Raw genomic sequence first — 19,612 nt, forward strand, 5'->3', positions numbered from 1 at the left:
AGGCCGGCCCCGGGACCCATGCGCACGCGAAAGGAATTTGGACAGGGGGCGCTGGCCAGATCTTTCGACGCAAGGGGTGCGACCGTCATGACCGCAACCGATCTACCGATCTCCGTCCCCTACAGGGAGGTGACGGACGCCAACGGCCGGGTATTCCGGGTTGGCGAGACCGATATCGACATCATGGGCCGCAAGCGCAGGTGGATGGTGATCCTGCCCTGGGTGGGCATGATGGGGATCTCCTCCGCCGAGTACGCGTTCGCGTCCGCCGAGGACACCCTGCACACCGCGCACGACTGGAACAGCGCGCACATCTTCTGGATGATGACGGTCTGGGTGTTCTTCCAGGCCGCTGTGGCCTTCCCCGCGGGAAGGCTGCGTGAGAGCGGCAGGCTGCCGGCCCGCTGGGCGATGTTGATCGGCGCGTCGGGCACGCTGCTGGGCTACCTCTCGCTGGCGTTCGCGCCGCACGTCGTCTTCGCCTACATCGGCTTCAGCGTATTCAGCGGCATGGGCGCGGGCATGGTGTACGCCACCTGCGTCAACATGGTGGGCAAGTGGTACCCGGAGCGCAGGGGCGGCAAGACCGGCTTCGTCAACGGCGGCTTCGCCTACGGTTCGGTGCCGTTCGTCTTCCTCTTCACCGGCTTCATGAACCTGACCAACTTCCGCTGGGTGCTGGTCTCGGTGGGGGTCCTCCTGGCCACGATGGTCGCGGTCGCCGGATCCTTCTTCAAAGACCCGCCGAAGAACTGGTGGCCCGCGAACATCGACCCGCTCAATCCGCCGAAGGACCCGCGTGCCCGCCGTTCCCTGCTGAAGAACCCGCCGGCCGTCAAGCAGTACACGCCTCTGGAGGCGTGGAGGACCGGCCGGGTGGCGCTGATGTGGTTCTGTCTGGCCTGCACCTCGGGCGTGAACATCTTCGGCATCGCCTTCCAGGTGGACATCGGCAACGAGGCGGGCTTCGCCGGCGGAATCGTGGCCACCGCGATGTCGCTCAAGGCGATCGTCAACGGCACCGGGCGCGGTGTCATCGGGTGGCTCTCCGACCGGTACGGCCGCAAGCAGTGCCTGCTGGCCGTCTGCCTCATCCTGGGCCTGGCCCAGTTCGGCATCATCTGGTCGGCCGAGACCAAGGTTCTGCCGCTGTTCCTCGTCTTCTCCGCGATCTCCGGCTTCGGCGGCGGCGCCATCTTCCCGATGTTCGCGGCACTCACCGCCGACTACTTCGGCGAGAACAACAACGCGTCCAACTACGGCATGGTCTACAGCTCCAAGCTCGTCTCCGGCCTCGGCGCCGGCATGGGATCCGTGGTCGTCGGCGCCTGGGGGCACTCCGGTGCCTTCATCCTTGCGGGCTGCATCTCGATCTTCGCCGGCTTCGTCGCGCTCTTCCTGTCGCCACCCGGCAGGCGCACATCCCGTGGCATCCGACCCAATCCGCAACCGCTCGGTGAGGAGATGGCTTGATATGACGGCGGAGCCCATCGCCGCAGGCAACTCAGCGACGACCACTGGTAGCAAGTACCGAGAGATCACCGACGAGAACGGCCGCGTCTATCGCCTGGGCGAGACGGACCGCGACATCCTCGGCCATTCCCGTAAGTTCATGGTGTATCTGCCATGGGTCGCGATGATGGCCATCAGCGTTTCCGAGTACGCGTACGGCTCGGCGGAGGACACGCTGTCCAGCGCACACGGCTGGACGCAGTCGAACACCTTCTGGATCCTGAGCATCTGGGTGTTCTTCCAGGCGGGCATCGCCTTCCCCGCGGGATGGATGCGGGAGAAGGGCATCCTGTCCGCGAAGCGGGCCATGATGACCGGCTCGTTCCTGTGCATGCTCGGCTTTCTCGCCCTGTCACATCTGAGCAATGTGTGGCTGGCGATCCTCGGCTTCGGCGTCATCGGCGGCCTGGGCTCCGGGCTCGTCTACTCGACCTGTATCAACATGGTCGGTAAATGGTTCCCGGAGCGGAAGGGCGGCAAGACGGGCTTCGTCAACGGCGGCTTCGCCTACGGGTCCCTGCCGTTCATCTTCATCTTCAACTACGCGTTCGACACGTCGAATTACCACCGGGTCCTCGACATGATCGGCGCCTACGTCCTGGTCGTGGTGCTGGTCTGCGCGTTCTACTTCAGGGACCCGCCGAAGAACTGGTGGCCGCACGACATCGACCCGCTCGCCACCTCCGGCTCGGGCAAGAGCGCGAAGTCTCTCGCCAAGAACCCACCCGCGGTGCGCCAGTACACGCCCAAGGAGGCCATCAGGACCGGCATGCTGCCGATCATGTGGCTGAGCCTGGTGCTGACGGCCGGTGTGTCGATCTTCGGCATCTCGTTCCAGGTGGACTTCGCCAAGGAAGTCGGCTTCGGTCCGCTGGTCGCGGCGTCCTCGATGGGCGTCATGGCCGTCATCAACGGAGTCGGCCGTGCCGTCGTGGGCTGGATGTCGGACATCTGGGGCCGGAAGCTCAGCCTCGTGCTCGTGATCGTCGTGCTCGGGCTCGCCCAGTTCGGCGTGATCTGGGCGGGCGACATCAAGAGTGAGTGGCTGTTCCTCGTGTTCGCCTTCCTGTCCGGCTTCGGCGGCGGCGCGTTCTACCCGATGTTCGCGGCGCTGACCCCGGACTACTTCGGGGAGAACTACAACGCCACCAACTACGGGCTGGTCTACAGCGGCAAGCTCATCAGTGGCCTGTTCGGCGGCGGCCTCGGTTCGATGGTGGTCGCCGCGTGGGGCTACAACGGGGCGTACGCGCTGGCCGGCGCGATTTCGATGGTGGCCGCGGCCTTCGCGCTGCTGCTGCGGCAGCCCGGCCGGGAGAAGGCGGCTCCGACCCTGAAGGGAGTCATCGGCGCCTAGAGGGAGTTCACTGCTGAGTGGGGCCCGGCCGTCCGGCCGGGCCCCACTCATTGCTGCCGTGCCGGCGTCAGTGCTTCTTGCGCAGCCCGGCCAGGTTGTCGTAGCCGATCTTCGCGTACTTCAGGGACTGGCCGAGGTCGGTGTCGCTGGGCGCGTTGTCCTGCTCGACCATCGGGTTGTGGTAGTTCATCGCCCCGACGCGGGTGAAGAACCTCTCGTAGTCGATGACTCCGGTGCCGAACGGCACCATGTCGTAGCCCATGCCGTTCGTCGTGTTGACCGTGCCGTCCTTGGCGTGGAACAGCGGGTAGCGCTTGTTGTTGCGGCGTACGAGCGCCGCCGGGTCGAAGACGTTCTCCTGCTGGGAGCCGTCATGGGCGGTGTAGGTGTGGAACTTGTACTGGGCCACGTGCGCCCAGAAGATGTCCATCTCCAGCCAGACCGTCTTCGGGTCGGTCACCTTGAGGAAGTACTCCAGCTTGCGGATGCCGGAGCTGGCGGTCGGCCGGCCCTGCGCGTCGAGGGGCCCGCCGTCGAGCAGGAACCCGTACGCCGCGTCGTGGTTGTGGGTGTACAGCTTGAGGCCCGCGCTGTGGGCGATCTTGCCGAGCGCGTTCCACTTGTCGGCGGCGGCGTCCCAGTCGGACCGGTAGGCGCTGCCGGTGGGGTCGCCACCGGTGCCCATGTGGTCCATGCCGAGGATGTTGGCTATCTCCAGGTGCTTCTTGAACGTGTCGAGGTCGGGCTGGCTGAGCGGCCACGACCCCGGGATGAAGCCGTGGTTGCCCTGGGCGCGCAGGCCGTACTCGTCGAGCCAGGAACGCAGCAGCTTGGCGCCCTCGACGGTTTCGAGGTTGGCGCCGCCGGGCGCGTTCGCGTGCTGGCCGTAGCCGGCGAACTCGACCTGCTTGTAGCCGTGACGGGCCAGTTCCTTGAAGACCTCGCGGAACCCGGACGGCAGGTTGGAGGCGAGCGGGTCCCTGCCCGTGGCGTCGCGCACGGTGTAGAGGATGATGCCGCGCTTGGACGCCGGGACGAGGGCGTGGCCGCCGCCCCCGCCGCCGTTGTGCGCGCTCTGGGCGAGGGCGGGCGATGCGCCGAAGACGGGTGCGGCGATGGCGGCGGCCCCCGCTGCGGTGCAGGTGCTCAGAAAGCTGCGGCGGCTGACGCCGAGAGCGCGGCGCAGGGCGTCGCCGGGTCCGGATTCATCGTTGAACGCGGTCACGGTCTCTCTCTTTCTCGGGTGGGTGCGGGGCGTGTGCGGATGCGCACCGGGCTCATGCGAGACCGGCCAGGTCGAGCAACAGCGATTTCACGTCGGTGGCCGCGACACGGCCGGTGACGGCGCGGGGGGTGGAACACAGGATGAGCGGACCGTCGGGACTGTCGTCGCTCAAGGGGAGGCGGCCGTGGCTGCCGCGGATGGGTGAGGGATCGAGGGGCACGACCGCCATGCGGTAGCGCATGCCGAGTTTCTTGCGGGCCAGGGCTCCGGCGGCCTTCACCTTGACGTAGGGGTCCTGGGGGTCCATGAACAGCTCGACGGGGTCGTAGCCGGGCTTGCGGTGGATCTCGACGAGCTGCGCGAAGTCGGGCGCGCGGTCGTCGTCGAGCCAGTAGTAGTACGTGAACCAGGCGTCGGGCTCGGCGACGGCGACGAGTTCCCCGGAGCGCGGGTGGTCGAGATGGTGGGCCTTCTTGCCCTCGTCGTCGAGGAGTTGCTCGATGCCGGGCACGTCCTTCAGCGCCTCGCGGACCATGTCGAGGTCCTCCGGGCGGCGCACGTAGATGTGCGCGATCTGGTGGTCGGCGACCGCGAACGCACGCGACGTCATCGGGTCGAGGTACTCCATGCCGTCCTGCGTGTGCACTTCGAGGAGTCCGGCGCGGCGCAGGGCGCGGTTGATGTCGACGGGACGCTCGACGCGGGTGATGCCGTACTCGGAGAGGGCGACGACGGTGCGGCCCTCGGCCTTCGCGTCGTCGAGGAGCGGCGCGAGGGTGGCGTCGAGTTCGGCCGCCGCCCGGTGCGAGCGCGGGTCGTCGGGGCCGAAGCGCTGGAGGTCGTAGTCGAGGTGGGGGACGTAGGCCAGCGCCAGGTCGGGGTGGCGGGTGGCGATGATGTGGCGGGTCGCGTCGACGATCCACCGGCTGGAGACGAGGTCGGCGCCCGGGCCCCAGAAGTGGAAGAGGGGGAACGTGCCGAGTTTCTCGGTGAGTTCGTCGTGCAGGGCCGGCGGCCTGGTGTAGCAGTCGGGTTCCTTGCGGCCGTCGGCGTAGTACACGGGCCGGGGAGTGACGGTGATGTCGGTGTCGGCGCCCATGGCGTACCACCAGCAGATGTTGGCGACCGTGTACCCGGGGTGGCTGCGGCGGGCCGCGTCCCAGAGTTTGTCGCCGGCGACGAGTCCGTTGTGCTGACGCCACAGGAGTACGTCGCCCAGCTCGCGGAAGTACCAGCCGTTGGCGACGATGCCGTGCTCGGACGGCATCGTGCCGGTGAGGAACGTCGACTGGGCGGCGCAGGTGACGGCGGGCAGGACCGTGCCGAGGTGCGCCTGGGAACCCGTCCGGCCGAGCGACTTGAGGTGGGGCATGTGGTCGAGGAGGCGCGGGGTGAGGCCCACGACGTCCAGGACGAGCAGCGGGTTCGGGCCCGGCTCCGTCCGGTCGGCTGTCGTGTCCGTCTCGGGAGTTGTCATGGGAGTTCCTTCAGGCCGAGGTCCGTCAGGAGGTCGCGGGCCAGGGTGAGTTCGGCGGCGATGCCGTCGGCGAGCTGGGTGCGGGCGCGGGGGCGCAGCTCGGGCGGCAGCGCCTGCCAGGTGTACGTCTCGACCTCCAGGTGCCGGGTGAGCGGATGCGCGCCGCCGACCAGACGCGTGAGCGTGTCCTTGAGCACCGGGAGCGTGGAGGTGAGGGGGGCCGCGGGCGCCGCGTGCAGGGGTACGTGGAAGTGGGCGCGCCAGGGCGCGGTGTCGGGGAGCGCGCCGCCGGCGAGCGCCTCGCCGAGGTCGTCGGTGCCGCGCAGCCCTTCGGGGGTGAGGGTGCGGGTCTGGTGCAGGAAGCGGGGTTCGTCGAAGGCGGCGAGCGCCTCGCGGACCTCGGCCCTTTCGGGGTGCTCGGCGTGCAGGGCCGCGGAGAGCTGGGACTTGACGACGGGGATCCCGGCGGCGGCGAGCGCGTCGAGCGCGGTGGCCGGGTCCTCGAAGGAGGTGGCGAGATGGCAGGTGTCGACGCAGACACCGATGCGGTCGCGGGCCACGGCCGTGAGCGGGGCGATCGCGTCGCCGGTCGTCTCGACGGTGCAGCCCGGCTCGGGTTCGAGGCCGATGCGGACGGAGCGGCCGGTCAGCTCCTCCAGGGCGTCGAGCCGTTCGGCGAGGGAGGTGAGCGCGGCGTACGCGACGTCCCGGCGGGCCGGGTCGACGGCGGTGCGCCATGCGAGGGGCAGCGTGGAGATGGTGCCTTCGGTGATGTCGGAGGGGAGCAGCGCGGCGAGGAGGCGGGCCAGGTCGGCGGTGTGCGCGAGGCGCTCCGGGTCGGCCCAGTCGGGTTTGTACACGCGGTACTTGACCTCTTCGGCGCCGAACCCCTCGTAGGGGAAGCCGTTGAGGGTGACGACCTCGAGGCCGCGCCGGTCGAGTTCGGTGCGCAGGCCGCGCAGGGCGACGGGGTCGGTGGTGAGGGCGCGCGCGGCGTCCTTGGCGAGCCACAGGCCGATGCCGAGCCGGTCGCGGCCGAGGCGCTTGCGGACGGGCTCGCAGTGGTCGCGCAGCTGGGCGAGCACGCCGTCGAGGGTCTCGGCGGGGTGGACGTTGGTGCAGTAGGCGAGGTGGACGGTGGACCCGTCGGGGTGGCGGAAGCGCATCGCTCACGCCCCGCCGCGCAGGATGGAGTTCCCCTCGTGGGTGGCGCCGGTCCCCTCGACGTCGAGGTAGAGCCGGCCGCTGAGGCCGTAGAACGCGACGGGGTTGCGCCACAGGACGCGGTCGACGTCGTCCTCGGTGAAGCCGGCCTTGAGCATCGCGTCGGCGACCTTGCGGGTCTTGAGGGGATCGCTCTTGCCCCAGTCGGCGGCCGAGTTGACGAGAACCTGCTCGGGTCCGTACTCGGTGAGGATCGCGACCATCCGCTCCTCGTCCATCTTGGTGTCGGGGTAGACGGAGAACCCGAGCCAGCAGCCCGCGTCCTTGGCCTCCTTCACCGTGGTCTCGTTGAGGTGGTCGATGAGGACCCGGTCGAGCGGCAGGGCCGACTCGCGTACGACGTCCAGGGTGCGGCGCAGGCCGGCGAGCTTGTCGCGGTGCGGGGTGTGCACGAGGGCGGGGAGTTCGTGGTCGGCGGCGAGCTGGAGCTGGGCGGCGAGCGCGGTGTCCTCGGCGGGGGTCATCGAGTCGTAGCCGATCTCGCCGACGGCGACGACGTTGTCCTTGACGAGGTAGCGGGGCAGCGCGTCGAGGACGGGTGCGCAGCGCGGGTCGTTCGCCTCCTTGGGGTTGAGGGCGAGGGTGCAGTGGTGGGCGATCCCGTACTGCGCGGCACGGAAGGGCTCCCAGCCGAGGAGTGCGTCGAAGTAGTCGAAGAACGAGGCGGGCGAGGTGCGGGGCTGGCCGAGCCAGAACGACGGCTCGACGATCGCCCGGACGCCCGCGGCGTACATGGCCTCGTAGTCGTCGGTGGTGCGCGACGTCATGTGGATGTGCGGGTCGAAGATGCGCATCAGGACTCCTCGGCCTTGGGGGGAGGGGGCACGACCAGGGGGGTCAGGGCCAGTACGCGGTGCAGGTCGTCGGGGACGGGACGGCCCGCGGCGGTGCGCTCGTTCGCGTAGTCGCCGAGCATGCGGGCGAGTTCGGCGTCGCCGCGGGCGCGTTCGGCGAGCTCGGCGACGGCGGACACCGGGACGCCGGTGAAGAGGCACTTCAGTACGGCGTGTCGCCAGTGGTGCGCGGTGAGGTGCTCGGCGGCGTAGGGGCCGACGGCGGCGGCGACGAGCCGGGTGTCGTTCGTGCGCAGCGCGTCCTCGACGAGGGGCAGCGCTTCGGGTCCCGCGACGAGGTGGGGCAGGGCCGCGAGGACGGCGCGGCGTTCGGCGGCGGCGCCCTGTTCGTAGAGGCGGGTGAGGGTGGCGGTGTCGGCGCGGGCCGCGTGCAGGAGGACGATGCGGGCGCTGTCGGCGTGCTCGCCACCGCAACGGCGCCCGGCTTCGGCGAACCTCAACTCCCATGAGGCGTACGCCTGTTGATCTCCACGCTCACCGGCGGCGGCCTCCGCCGCGGCCTTGTCGAGCCATGTGCGGGCCGTCTCGCCGAGACAGGCGTCGGTGTGGGCACGGAGGGCCGCGATGCCGGGAGGTGTGTCGGTCATGGGGTGCCCCTTTCGGCGGCGCGCAGGAACCGCAGGGATTCCTCGGCGAGTCGGGGTCCCGCGTGGGAGTGGCGGGGCAGTTCCACGACCGCCAGTCCCTGGTAGCCGGTGGCTTCGAGGGCTTCGAGCACCGGCGGGAAGTCGATCTCGCCGTCGCCGAACGGGAGGTGTTCGTGGACGCCCCGTCGCATGTCCTCGATCTGTACGTGCTTCAGCCAGGGAGCGGCCTCGCGCACGCAGTCGGCGGGCGGCAGCGGCTCCAGGCACTGGCAGTGGCCGATGTCCAGGGTGAGGCCGAGCGCTTCGGGGCCGCCGAACTCCTCGCGGAGGTAGTGGAAGTCGGCGAGTGTGGCCAGGAGGTGGCCGGGCTCGGGCTCGATGGCGAGCGGGACGCCGGCGGCGGAGGCCGCGTCGAGGACGGGGGCGAGCGCGTCGGCGAGCCGCTTCCACGCGGTGCCGTCGTCCGTGCCGTCGGGGGTGATGCCGCTGAAGCAGTGCACGGCGTGGGCGCCGAGGTCGGCGGCGACCTGCACGGCCCTGATGAGCAGCCGGGTGCGGGCGGCCCTCGCGTCCGGGTCGGGGTCGAGGAGCGAGGGTCCGTGCTTGCGGCGCGGGTCGAGGACGTAGCGGGCGCCCGTCTCGACGGTGACGCCGAGGCCGTGCCGGTCGAGGACGCGCGCCACCTGCCGGGTGCGGGTGGGCAGGTCGGGGACCAGGGGGTCCAGGTGCATGTGGTCGAGGGTGAGGCCGACGCCGTCGTAGCCCAGGTCGGCGAGGACCGCGAGGGCGTCCTCCAGGCGGAGGTCGGTCAGGCCGTTCGTGCCGTATCCCCAGCGGATGCTCATGTGACGCTCACCTTCGGTGCGATGCGCTGCGCGAGCGGCGCGAGGGCGGCGGTGATCAGAGCCGTCCCGGGGGCGCCGGCCCTGGCCGCGAGGGCGGCCTGGAGGGGGATCATGGCGCGGATGCCGCCGCCCACCGCCCGCTGGGTCAGGGGCGGCGAGGGGTTGAGGGCGGCGTGGAAGTAGGGGCGGGCCGCGGTGGCCGCGTAGGCGGCGGCCAGGGCGGCGGTGGTGGTACCCGGCAGGCCGGGGGCGGCTGCTACCCGCCGGCCTGCCGGGAGTCGTGGGGCGCGCCCGGTGATCCGGGTCAGCGCGAGGGTCGCGGCGAGCGCGCCCAGGGGGGCTTTGACGTCGCCGCCCTGGGTTTCGTTGCGGGACACCGCGGTGACGGCGAGCGTGTGGGCGGCCAGCGTCGTGGCCGCGGGCAGAGCCCTGCGATGCAGACGGCCGGAGGTCGCCGCCGCTCCCAGCAGCACGTCGAGCCCTCTCGCCGCCGCCATCGCCACGGGTCCCGCCGGTGTCTTCTTCAGGCCCAGGTCGTAACCCCACACCGTCGCCGCGAGCGCGCCCGCGGCCAGGGCCGCGGGGCGGCCCGCCCGGGCCGCGAGGGCCAGGCCCGCGGCGGTGAGGCCGCCCGCTGCCGCGAGGGCCGCTGCGGGGCGGATTCGCCCTGACGGCAGCGGGCGGTGCGGGCGGTCCACGGCGTCCTCGGCGCGGTCCGCCCAGTCGTTGAGGGCCATCCCCGCCTCGTAGAGGCACAGGGACGACCCGATGGCGAGGAAGGTGCCTCGGCCGGGGCGCAGGCCCACCGCGGACGCGCCCGCGAGCGCGTCGCCGGGGACCGTGAACAGGGCGGGCAGACGCAGGAGTTCGGCCCAGGCCCGCAGGTGCTGCGCGCGGCCGGTCACCGCAGGCTTCCCGCGAAAGCGACCAGCGTCGCGTACTGCTCGGCGAGCGCGGGGGACGCGTCGCCGTCGGGGTCCTTGAAGTAGAAGCCGAGTTCGGGCAGGGGCCCCTCGACTCCCTTCTCGTGGGCGCGCAGGAGAAGGCGGGCCAGGTCGAGGACGAGGGGGGCGGCGAGCGCGGAGTCGCAGCCCTGCCAGATCGTCTGGAGGATCATGCGGGAGCCGAGGAACCCGTCGAAGGCGATGTGGTCCCAGGCCGTCTTCCAGTCGCCGAGCGCGGGCACGTCGTCGATGTGGACCTCGCCCTCGGGCGCGGCCCCGAGCGCGTCGGCGAGGACGCGTTCCTTGCCCGCGTTCTTCGCCGCGGCGGCGCCGGGGTCGGCGAGCGCGGCACCGTCGCCGCCGCCGAGGAGGTTCGTGCCGGACCAGGCCCGCACGGACAGGGAACGCTGGAGGAACATCGGCGCGAGCACGGACCGCAGGAGGGTCTGGCCGGTCTTGCCGTCGCGCCCCGCGTGGGGCAGGCCGCTGGTGGCGGCGAGATCCGCGAGCGAGGGGTGGTGCAGGCCGGTGGAGGGCGTGAAGTTGACGTACGGGCAGCCCGCGCGGAGGGCGGCCGCCGCGTAGAGGGAGCTGGCGGGCAGCCGGCTGCTGTCGGGGGCGGGTTCCGTGGACGCCACGTTCACGACGACGGCGCCGGCGAGGCCGCCGCGGTCGGCGAAGTCACGGATGTCGGCGGCGAAGTCGGCGATGAGTTCGTCGTCGGACCGGGAGTCCCCCGGCTGAGGGCCTCCAGGGCGTATCTCCCGGTCGGCGGCGGCGAGTTCGGCGCCGACCGCGGTCGGCAGGCCGTGCGGCAGGACGCCTCCGGCGGCGAGGTGCTCGGCACGTTTGGGCAGGGGACAGTCGACCGTGTCGTGCCCGCCGAAGACGAGCGACGACAACGTTGGCAGACCGGCGCCCGCGAAGGGTTCGGTCTCGGTGACCATGCCGGTCGGGGGGTGCAGGCCCGCGCCGACGGCGGCGCAGCCCGCGACCGCGGTGGTGGCGACGGAGCCACGGGCCCCGATGAGCCAGATTCCGAAGCGGGCGGTGGGGGAAGTGGGTTCGGCGGACATGGGCAGCCTCCTTGTCGTACGCGAACCTGGAGCCGGAGTTGCGGTGGTGGTGCGGGACGACGGGCGGGGGTCCGGCGTCCCCCGCCCGCCGTCGTCTAGTGGCCGGACCCGGCGCCCGGCTTCACGGGCAGGTCCTTGACCCGGATGTCACGGAAGGACACCTGGTCGTCGTTGCCGTGGTTCTGGATCCCGACGTACCCGTCGCGCAGGCTCCGGGCGGGGTCGGTGTTGGTGAAGTCGTTGACCTTCACGCCGTTGAGCCAGATCCGCAGGTGCTCGCCCTCGACCCGGATCTCGTACGTGTTCCACTCCCCCGGCGGGTTCAGCGCGCGGTCGCGCTTCTTCACGTCGGCCGACTGGAAGCTGTAGACGGACCCGGTGGTGCGGTCGGGTGCGTCGGTCGCGTCGATCTGGACCTCGTAGCCGTTGTTCACGGCCGACCAGGGGTCGTCGGATTCCGGGAAGCCCACGAAGACACCGGAGTTGTCGTCCCCGGCCATCTTCCAGTCGAGCTTCAGGGAGTACGAGCCGAGCGAGCGGCCCGCGTACCAGAGCATTCCCATGCCGCCGGACGAGGTGAGCGTGCCGTCGTCCGAGAGCGCGAAGGAGCCGGGTCCGGCCTGCTTCCAGTCCTTGAGCGACTCGGCGGTCCCGTCGAACAGGGACGTGTAGCCGCTCTCGGGACGGCAGTCGGCCTGCGCGGCACCGCTCGCCCAGCGGATCCCGCCGAGCAGGTGCTGCCGGAAGGCCGGGTCGGCGTACGACTCCTTGGTGTGGCCCGCGCCGGTGTAGAAGGAGCGGCCGCCCCGGTAGTTCTGGCACCAGGAGATGGGGTGGTCGCCCGCCATGGTGCCGCCGGTGTACGACGACTCGTCGAGCGAGGCGAGGACGTGGGCGTGCTCGCGCGGGTTGGTGCGGTAGTTGTACCACTCGTCGGTGCGGTTCCACGTCGGGGCGAGGTGGGCGGTGGCCGGGTTGCCCCGGTCCTCGACCTTGACCGTGGCGGGCTGGATCGCCGGGTGATTCTGGAAGTAGGCGCCGGCGAGGCCGCCGTAGAAGGGCCAGTCGTACTCGGTGTCGGCGGCCGCGTGGACGCCGACGTAGCCGCCGCCCTTCGCGATGTAGTGCTCGAAGGCCTTCTGCTGGTCGGCGCCGAGCACGTCACCGGTGGTGGAGAGGAAGACGACGGCGTCGTAGCGGCGCAGATTGGCGTCGGTGAAGGCGCCGGCGTCCTCGGTGGCGTCGACGGCGAAGCCGCTTGCCGCGCCCAGTTCCTGCACGGCGGCGATCCCCTCGGGGATCGAGTCGTGGCGGAAGCCCGCGGTCTTGGAGAAGACCAGGACCCGGCCCCCCGCCCCCGCGTCCCCCGGTGAGGAGGACGCGGGAGCGGAGACACAGCCGATGAGCAGGGCGGCCGCGGAGGCCGCGAGCGCGATACGGGTGGAGGTGCGCACAGTCCTGCTCCTTCCTCAGCCGGTGGTGAAGGTGAAGTCGTCCACGTCGAAGAGGGCGTCGGTGCCCGAACCCTTGAAGACCAGGAAGAGCGTCGTGGTCTTGGCGGGCGCCTTGCTGATGGTGCCGGTGACGTCCTTGTACGTCTCCCAGGACCCGGTGGGTTCGACCTTGGCGCTGCCGAGGAGGCGTCCGGTGGCGGAGCCGCTGCGGATCTCCAGCGTGCCGCCCTTGCCGGCGGACGCGACGCTCGCGGTGAACGACTTGACGTTGCTCAGGACGTACGGCTTGAAGGAGATCCAGTCGCCGTTGTTGATGTCGCCGACGGTCTTGCCGCCCTCCGCCGGGGTGTGGGCGACGATGCTGACGCCCTTGGAGTCGCCGTAGTGCTCGGCCTGGCGGTGCTTCTGCTGGGTGACGTTCTGGTCGTGGGTGGTCAGCGCGGGCTGGCCGTTGGCGCCCTTGTCGGTGTACTCGGCGTCGAAGACCCCGAAGATGTTGGCGTTCGGGTCGTGCTCGCTGTCCGCGGAGGTCTTGATGGTGCCGGAGCAGCCGTTGGCCGAGGTGATCGGGTGGCCGTGGCTGTCGTGGCCGAGGATGTGCGTGACCTTGACCTTGGAGCAGTCGATCGTCCCGTCCTCGGGGTCGGTGACCTTCACCTTGAAGGGCACCTCGTCACCGAAGGTGAACAGCTGGCCGTCCGCGGGGAGTTCGAGGGTCACCGTGGGCGCGGTGTTGCCGACGACGAGGTGGGTGTCGGCGCTGCCGGTGCGGCCCGTCGCGTCCTTGGCGGTGACGGTCGCGGTGTAGGTGCCGTTCTTCTTGTACGTGTGGCTGGGCGCGGCGCCGGTGCCGGTGGTGCCGTCACCGAAGTTCCAGGAGTACGTCAGCGCGTCGCTGTCGGCGTCGGTCGCGGTCGAGGAGAAGCGGGCCTTCAGCGGGGCCTGGCCCGAGGTCTTGTCGACCTTGGCGTCGACGACCGGCGAGTGGCCGTCGGTGGCGTTCTCGATGCGGTAGAGGCCGGAGTTCTCGTCGCCGCCGAACCAGGACAGGCCGTAGTCCAGGACGTACAGTGCGCCGTCCGGTCCGAAGGCCATGTCCATGACCTGCGTGCCGGTCCACGGGAACGGGTTGATCGAGGTGACCTTGCCGTCCCCGTCCTGCTCGATCCGCTTGATCCACTGCCGGCCGAACTCACCGGCGAAGAAGTCGCCGTCGTAGGCCTCGGGGAACTTCACGGGCGAGGTGCTCGCCGCGTCGTAGCGGTAGACCGGGCCGCCCATCGGGGACTCGGAGCCGGTGCCGAACTCGGGCACGGAGCCGCCGTCGTAGGGGATCCAGGCCGGCTGCGCGGGCGGCAGGTCGACGATGCCCGTGTTGTGGGGCGAGGTGTTCTTCGGCGCGGCGCAGTCGAAGGCGGCGCCGGACGTCTTGGTGGCGAAGTCGTAGTCGATGTAGGCGTCGTTGTCGCCGGTGCAGTACGGCCAGCCGAAGTTGCCGGCCTTGGTGATGCGGTTGAACTCGACCTGGCCCGCGGGGCCGCGCTTCGGGTCGGCGGTGCCGGCGTCGGGTCCGTAGTCACCGACGTAGACGATGCCGGTCGGCTTGTCGACGCTGATCCGGAACGGGTTGCGGAAGCCCATCGCGTAGATCTCGGGGCGGGTCTTGTCCGTGCCCGGGGCGAAGAGGTTGCCGTCGGGTATGGAGTACGTGGCGTCGTCGTTGACCTTGATGCGCAGGACCTTGCCGCGCAGGTCGTTGCTGTTGCCGGCCGAACGCCGGGCGTCGTAGGCCGGGTTGCGGGTGGGCTGCTCGTCGATCGGCGTGTAGCCGTCGGAGGAGAAGGGGTTGGAGTCGTCGCCCGTCGACAGGTAGAGGTTGCCCTCCTTGTCGAAGTCGATGTCGCCGCCCACGTGGCAGCAGATGCCGCGCGAGGTGGGGATCTCCAGGATCTTCTTCTCGCTGGCGTTGTCGAGCGTGCCGTCCGCGTTGAGCACGAAGCGCGAGAGCTGGTTGTGGCCGTCGAAGGGCTTGAAGTCCGCGGCCGTGCCGTCGTTCGGGGCGTCGCCCGCGGGGGTGTCGAGCGGCGGCGCGTAGTAGAGGTAGATGAAGCGGTTGTCGCTGAACTTCGGGTCCACGCCGACGCCTTGGAGGCCCTCTTCGTCGTGGGAGTAGACGTCGAGCTTGCCGGCGACCTTGGTGGTGCCGTTCTCGTCGGTCAGGCGCAGGATGCCGTCGCGCGAGGTGTGCAGGACCTTGCGGTCCGGCAGGACGGCGAGCGACATGGGCTCGCCGACCTCTTCGGCGCCCTTGGCGAGGGTGACCTGCTGGAAGTCCTCCGCGGCGGCGACCGCGGCGTCGGGCGCGGGCGCCGCGCCGGCGTGCGGGGCGCCGATCGCGAGTGAGGCTCCGGCGAGAAGTGAGCCGGTGAGGAGTGCGAGTGCCTTGCGGAATCTCGGGCGTTTCCTGTGCACGGAGTTCCTCCGGAAAAGGGCGTGCGTACGGACGGGGGCGTGTCGCGCATGCGCTCTGCGGGTGCGATCGGTACGCCGGGGTGCGCCGTCACCCCGGAACTGTGCGTGTCCTGTACAACATGCGACCGTAGCCACGTTTGTCCGGGACGGAAAGCCCTTGCACAGCAAAGGAGTCGACTTTCTCCCCGTGCAGGACAAACGTGGCCGACGGTCTGTCAGTCCGAGCCGCCGAAGGCCGCGTCGAAGGACGCCGTGGGCGGCTCGAAGTCGAAGGCCTTGAGGTGCCTGAGCGCCTCCGGGGCGCCCTGGAGCCGGTCCATCCCGGCGTCCTCCCATTCGACCGAGACGGGCCCCTCGTAGTCGATGGAGCGCAGCATCCGGAAGACGTCCTCCCAGGGCACGTCGCCGTGGCCCGCGGAGACGAAGTCCCAGCCGCGCCGCGGGTCGCCCCAGGGCAGGTGGGAGCCGAGGCGGCCGTTGCGGCCGTCCAGGCGGCGCCGGGCCTCCTTGCAGTCGACGTGGTAGATCCGGTCACGGAAGTCCCACAGGAAGCCGACCGGGTCGAGGTCCTGCCACACGAAGTGGCTGGGGTCGAAGTTCAGGCCGAAGGCGGCCCGGTGGTCGACGGCGTCGAGAGCGCGCTGCGTGGTCCAGTAGTCGTACGCGATCTCCGACGGGTGGACCTCGTGCGCGAACAGGACGCCGTTCTCGTCGAAGACGTCGAGGATGGGGTTCCACCGGTCGGCGAAGTCCTGGTAGCCGCGCTCGATCATCGACTCGGGCGCGGGCGGGAACATGGCGACCAGATGCCAGATGGACGAGCCGGTGAAACCGATGACGGTGTCGACACCGAAGGCCGCCGCAGCCCGGGCGGTGTCCTCCATCTCGGCCGCGGCCCGCCGTCGTACGCCCTCGGCCTCGCCGTCGCCCCAGATACGGGCCGGCAGGATCGCCCGGTGGCGCTCGTCGATGATCGCGTCGCACACCGCCTGACCCACCAGGTGGTTGGAGATCGCCCAGCACTTGAGGCCGTACTTGTCGAGCAGGGCGCGGCGCGAGTCGAGGTAGCCGGGGTCCGCGAGGGCCTTGTCGACCTCGAAGTGGTCGCCCCAGCAGGCGAGTTCGAGGCCGTCGTAGCCGAAGTCGCGGGCCAGCCTGCACACCTCTTCGAGCGGCAGGTCGGCCCACTGTCCGGTGAACAGGGTGAACTGGCGTGGCATGAGCCGTGCCTCCTCAGACCGGGATGGGGGTGTAGACGGAGTTCTTGAGCGCGCTCTCCTCCACGGCGGCGAGCACGCGCTGCACGCGCAGGCCCTCGGCGAAGGACGGCTCGGGCTGCCGGCCGGCCGCGATGGCATGGACCAGATCGCGGGCCTGGTGCACGAAGGTGTGCTCGTAGCCGAGACCGTGGCCCGGCGGCCACCAGGCTTCCAGGTAGGGGTGGCCGGGCTCGGTGACGAGGATGCGGCGGAAGCCGGCGCTGTCCCCGGGTTCGGTGTGGTCGTGGAACGAGAGCTCGTTGAGGCGCTCCAAGTCGAAGGCCAGCGAGCCCTTCTCACCGTTGAGTTCGATGCGCAGGGCGTTCTTACGGCCGGAGGCGAAGCGGGTCGCCTCGAAGGAGCCGAGCGCCCCGGAGGCGAAGCGGGCCGTGAACAGCGCCGCGTCGTCCACCGTCACGGGCCCGCGCCCGGCCCCGCCGCCGCCCGCCGCGAGTCCGGCCGACGCCCCTTCCAGGATCGGCCGTTCCCGCACGAACGTCTCGGTGAGCGCGGAGACCCCGACGAGGGGCTCCCCCGCCAGGTACTGCGCGAGGTCGACGGCGTGCGCGCCCAGGTCGCCGAGGGCGCCCGAGCCCGCGTACTCCTTCTTCAGCCGCCAGGTGAGCGGGAAGTCGGGGTCGACGAGCCAGTCCTGGAGGTAGGAGACGCGGACGTGGCGCAGGGCGCCGAGGCGGCCCTCCTCGACCATGCGGCGGGCGAGCGCGGTGGCGGGGACGCGCCGGTAGTTGAAGCCGGTCATCGCCAGCTGACCGTGGGCGCGGGCCCGTTCGGCCGCTTCGAGCATCGCCTCGGCCTCGTCCACCGTGTTGGCCAGCGGCTTCTCGCACAGCACGTGCTTGCCCGCCTCCAGGGCCGCGACGGCGATCTCCGCGTGGCTGTCGCCCGGGGTGCAGATGTCGACGACGTCGACGTCGTCCCGGGCGATCAGCGCCCGCCAGTCCGTCTCGGCCGCGGCCCAGCCGAGCCGGTCGGCCGCGGCTCGGACGGCCTGTCCGTCCCTGCCGCAGACGGCCGCGAGGACCGGTCGCAGCGGCAGGTCGAAGACGCGGCCCACGGTGCGCCAGCCCTGGGAGTGGGCGGCGCCCATGAAGGCGTAGCCGACCATGCCGACACCCAGGGGGCGCGGTCCGGCCCCGGGCTCCTGAGTCGTGCCCATGCAGTAGTCCTCCTCGTCGACGCCGGTCCCGCGAGATGCTCTGTGGGGGCATCCATCACTTGAAGCCGGTCGGCATGTACTGGGCGACGTTGTCCTTGTCGACGACCGCCGAGAAGAGCGTCACGTGGGCCGGGATCTCGAACTCGGCCATGCCGCTGACGCCCTTTCCCTGGCCGAGGGCGCGCGCGAGGTCGATCGCGGAGGCGGCCATGGTCGGCGGGTAGAGGACGGTCGCCTTGAGGACGCTGTTGCCGGCCTCGATGGCCTGCATGGCGGAGAGGGCTCCCGCGCCGCCGACCATCAGGAAGTCGTCGCGGCCGGCCTGCTTGATGGCGCGCAGGGCGCCGACACCCTGGTCGTCGTCGTGGTTCCACACGGCGTCGAAGTTCTTCTGCGCCTGGAGGAGCTGCGACATCTTCGCCTGGCCCGACTCCACGGTGAACTCGGCGGCCTGGCGGGCGACCTTCTTGATGTTCGGGAAGTTCTTCAGGGCGTCGTCGAAGCCCTGGGAGCGCTGCTTGGTGAGCTCCAGGTTGTCGAGGCCCGCGAGCTCGACGACCTTGGCGTTCTTCTTGTCCTTGAGCTGCTCGCCGATGTAGTTGCCGGCGCTCAGGCCCATGCCGTAGTTGTCGCCGCCGATCCAGCAGCGGTACGCCTGCGGGGTGTTGAAGATCCGGTCGAGGTTGACGACGGGGATCCCTGCGCGCATCGCCTTCAGGCCGACCTGGGTGAGGGCCTTGCCGTCGGCCGGCAGGATCACCAGGACGTCGACCTTCTTGTTGATGAGCGTCTCGACCTGCCCGATCTGCGCGGCGGTGTCGTTCGAGCCCTCCGTGGCCTCCAGGGTGACGTCGGAGTACTTCTTGGCGCGTTCCGTGGCGTTGTCGTTGATCGCGTTCAGCCAGCCGTGGTCGGCCTGGGGTCCCGCGAACCCGATGGTGACGTGCTTGCCCGGCTTGTCGTCCGCGGCGGGCTTGTCGTTCGCCGCGGGCTTCGCGTCCTTGGGCTCGTTGCTCGTGCAGGCGGTGAGCAGTCCGCCCGTGGTGACGGCGGCTGCCGCCCCGAAGAGCAGTCCTCTGCGGCTCGTGGTCTCTGGCATGTCGATGGCCCTTCCCGGGTCAAGAGGTGGTGGTGGAGGTGCGTCGCTGGACCAGGACCGCGGCGACGATGATCGCCCCCTTGGCGATCTCCTGGACGTCGCTCTGCAGATTGTTGAGCGCGAAGATGTTGGTGATCGTGGTGAAGATCAGTACGCCGAGCACGGAGCCGGTGATGGTGCCCCGGCCGCCGGTCAGCAGGGTGCCGCCGATGATCGCGGCGGCGATGGCGTCGAGTTCGTAGAGGTTGCCGTTGGTGTTCTGTCCGGAACCGGCGAGGACGATCAGGAGGAAGGCCGCGATGCCGCAGCACAGGCCCGACAGGAGGTAGAGGTAGAGGCGCTGGCGGCGTACGTCGATGCCGGCGAGCCGCGCGGCCTCGGCGTTGCCGCCGACGGCGACGGAGCGGCGGCCGAACGTCGTACGGTTCAGGACCAGCCAGCCGATGACCGTGACGGCGGCGAAGACGAGGACGAGCGGCGGGATGCCGAGGATGTAGGCGTCGCGCTCGCCGAGCTTGAGGACGCTCTCCACGGACACCGTCTGCGTCTTGCCGTCGGTGATCTGGAGGGCGAGGCCGCGGCCCGAGGCGAGCATCGCGAGGGTGGCGATGAAGGGGACCATGCCGCCGTACGCGATCAGCAGCCCGTTGACCAGTCCGCAGCCGACGCCCACGACGACGGCGGTGAACAGGATTCCGGCGAAGCCGTAGTCCTGCGTCGCGACGGTGGTCGCCCAGACGCTCGCGAGGGCGACGATCGCGCCGACCGACAGGTCGATGCCGCCGGAGATGATCACGAAGGTCATGCCGACGGTGACGACACCGATGACGGACGCCTGCGTGAGGATCAGCTGCACGTTGTTGGTGTCGAGGAACGAGTCGGGCTGGGTGATGCCGCCGATCAGGACCAGGACGGCGAGCACGCCCACCAGCGACAGGGTCCGCACGTCCGGGCGGAACCCTCTCGGGCGGGGGCCGGCGGGCGTGGTCTTCGAGGTGGCGGGCCGGGCGGGGGATGCGGGCTGGGTCATGGTGCCGGGCTCCCTTCGGG

16 protein-coding genes are annotated in these 19,612 nt (G+C 70.7%); 2 read left to right on the forward strand and 14 right to left on the reverse strand.

The window, feature by feature from the left end:
* Positions 1–87 precede the first annotated feature (87 nt).
* Both OHO83_RS11780 and OHO83_RS11785 read left to right on the forward strand, forming a co-directional pair.
* Entirely contained in the window at positions 88–1,473 is a 1,386-nt protein-coding gene (locus OHO83_RS11780; protein WP_266675403.1) for an OFA family MFS transporter, read from the forward strand.
* Between the two features lies 1 nt (position 1,474).
* Positions 1,475–2,869, forward strand: coding sequence for an OFA family MFS transporter (locus tag OHO83_RS11785; RefSeq protein ID WP_266675402.1), 1,395 nt, complete (start codon positions 1,475–1,477; stop codon positions 2,867–2,869).
* Positions 2,870–2,936: 67 nt separating this feature from the next.
* On the opposite strand, the gene OHO83_RS11790 is transcribed toward OHO83_RS11785, so the two are convergent.
* The 14 genes from OHO83_RS11790 to OHO83_RS11855 form a co-directional block, all read right to left on the reverse strand.
* Complete coding sequence (locus OHO83_RS11790; protein ID WP_266675401.1) at positions 2,937–4,094, reverse strand: sugar phosphate isomerase/epimerase family protein; 1,158 nt, start codon at positions 4,092–4,094, stop codon at positions 2,937–2,939.
* 52 nt (positions 4,095–4,146) lie between these two features.
* Positions 4,147–5,571, reverse strand: a complete 1,425-nt coding sequence (locus OHO83_RS11795; RefSeq protein ID WP_330279416.1) for a nucleotide pyrophosphatase/phosphodiesterase family protein — start codon at positions 5,569–5,571, stop codon at positions 4,147–4,149.
* Positions 5,568–6,737, reverse strand: coding sequence for a metabolite traffic protein EboE (eboE, locus tag OHO83_RS11800; protein ID WP_266675399.1), 1,170 nt, complete (start codon positions 6,735–6,737; stop codon positions 5,568–5,570). Before eboE ends, OHO83_RS11795 begins: the two co-directional genes overlap by 4 nt.
* Positions 6,738–6,740: 3 nt before the next feature.
* Complete coding sequence (locus OHO83_RS11805; protein WP_329433405.1) at positions 6,741–7,589, reverse strand: TatD family hydrolase; 849 nt, start codon at positions 7,587–7,589, stop codon at positions 6,741–6,743.
* The gene (locus OHO83_RS11810) at positions 7,589–8,236 is read right to left on the reverse strand and encodes an EboA domain-containing protein (RefSeq protein WP_330279417.1); all 648 of its coding nucleotides are present in this window, start codon (positions 8,234–8,236) and stop codon (positions 7,589–7,591) included. The genes OHO83_RS11805 and OHO83_RS11810 overlap by 1 nt, the downstream gene beginning before the upstream one ends.
* Positions 8,233–9,081 (reverse strand): sugar phosphate isomerase/epimerase family protein, encoded by an 849-nt coding sequence (locus OHO83_RS11815; RefSeq protein WP_329433408.1) that lies wholly within the window; start codon positions 9,079–9,081, stop codon positions 8,233–8,235. Before OHO83_RS11815 ends, OHO83_RS11810 begins: the two co-directional genes overlap by 4 nt.
* Positions 9,078–9,986 (reverse strand): SCO3242 family prenyltransferase, encoded by a 909-nt coding sequence (locus tag OHO83_RS11820; protein ID WP_266675395.1) that lies wholly within the window; start codon positions 9,984–9,986, stop codon positions 9,078–9,080. The genes OHO83_RS11815 and OHO83_RS11820 overlap by 4 nt, the downstream gene beginning before the upstream one ends.
* Positions 9,983–11,101, reverse strand: coding sequence for an inositol-3-phosphate synthase (locus tag OHO83_RS11825; protein WP_266675394.1), 1,119 nt, complete (start codon positions 11,099–11,101; stop codon positions 9,983–9,985). The genes OHO83_RS11820 and OHO83_RS11825 overlap by 4 nt, the downstream gene beginning before the upstream one ends.
* 95 nt (positions 11,102–11,196) lie before the next feature.
* Positions 11,197–12,555 (reverse strand): ThuA domain-containing protein, encoded by a 1,359-nt coding sequence (locus OHO83_RS11830; protein WP_266675393.1) that lies wholly within the window; start codon positions 12,553–12,555, stop codon positions 11,197–11,199.
* A 15-nt stretch (positions 12,556–12,570) separates the two neighbouring features.
* Positions 12,571–15,027: a PQQ-dependent sugar dehydrogenase gene (locus OHO83_RS11835; RefSeq protein ID WP_330279418.1), complete on the reverse strand. Its 2,457-nt coding sequence runs from the start codon at positions 15,025–15,027 to the stop codon at positions 12,571–12,573.
* 215 nt (positions 15,028–15,242) lie between these two features.
* Positions 15,243–16,247 carry a sugar phosphate isomerase/epimerase family protein gene (locus OHO83_RS11840; protein WP_266675391.1) on the reverse strand — a complete coding sequence of 335 codons (1,005 nt, stop codon included), beginning with the start codon at positions 16,245–16,247 and terminating at the stop codon, positions 15,243–15,245.
* A gap of 13 nt (positions 16,248–16,260) precedes the next feature.
* Positions 16,261–17,463, reverse strand: a complete 1,203-nt coding sequence (locus tag OHO83_RS11845; protein WP_266675390.1) for a Gfo/Idh/MocA family protein — start codon at positions 17,461–17,463, stop codon at positions 16,261–16,263.
* Between the two features lie 55 nt (positions 17,464–17,518).
* Positions 17,519–18,562 carry a substrate-binding domain-containing protein gene (locus OHO83_RS11850; protein ID WP_266675389.1) on the reverse strand — a complete coding sequence of 348 codons (1,044 nt, stop codon included), beginning with the start codon at positions 18,560–18,562 and terminating at the stop codon, positions 17,519–17,521.
* A gap of 19 nt (positions 18,563–18,581) precedes the next feature.
* The gene (locus tag OHO83_RS11855; RefSeq protein WP_266675388.1) at positions 18,582–19,592 is read right to left on the reverse strand and encodes an ABC transporter permease; all 1,011 of its coding nucleotides are present in this window, start codon (positions 19,590–19,592) and stop codon (positions 18,582–18,584) included.
* Positions 19,593–19,612 lie beyond the last annotated feature (20 nt).

It is taken from the genome of Streptomyces sp. NBC_00569 (genome assembly GCF_036345255.1).
Lineage (GTDB): Bacteria > Actinomycetota > Actinomycetes > Streptomycetales > Streptomycetaceae > Streptomyces.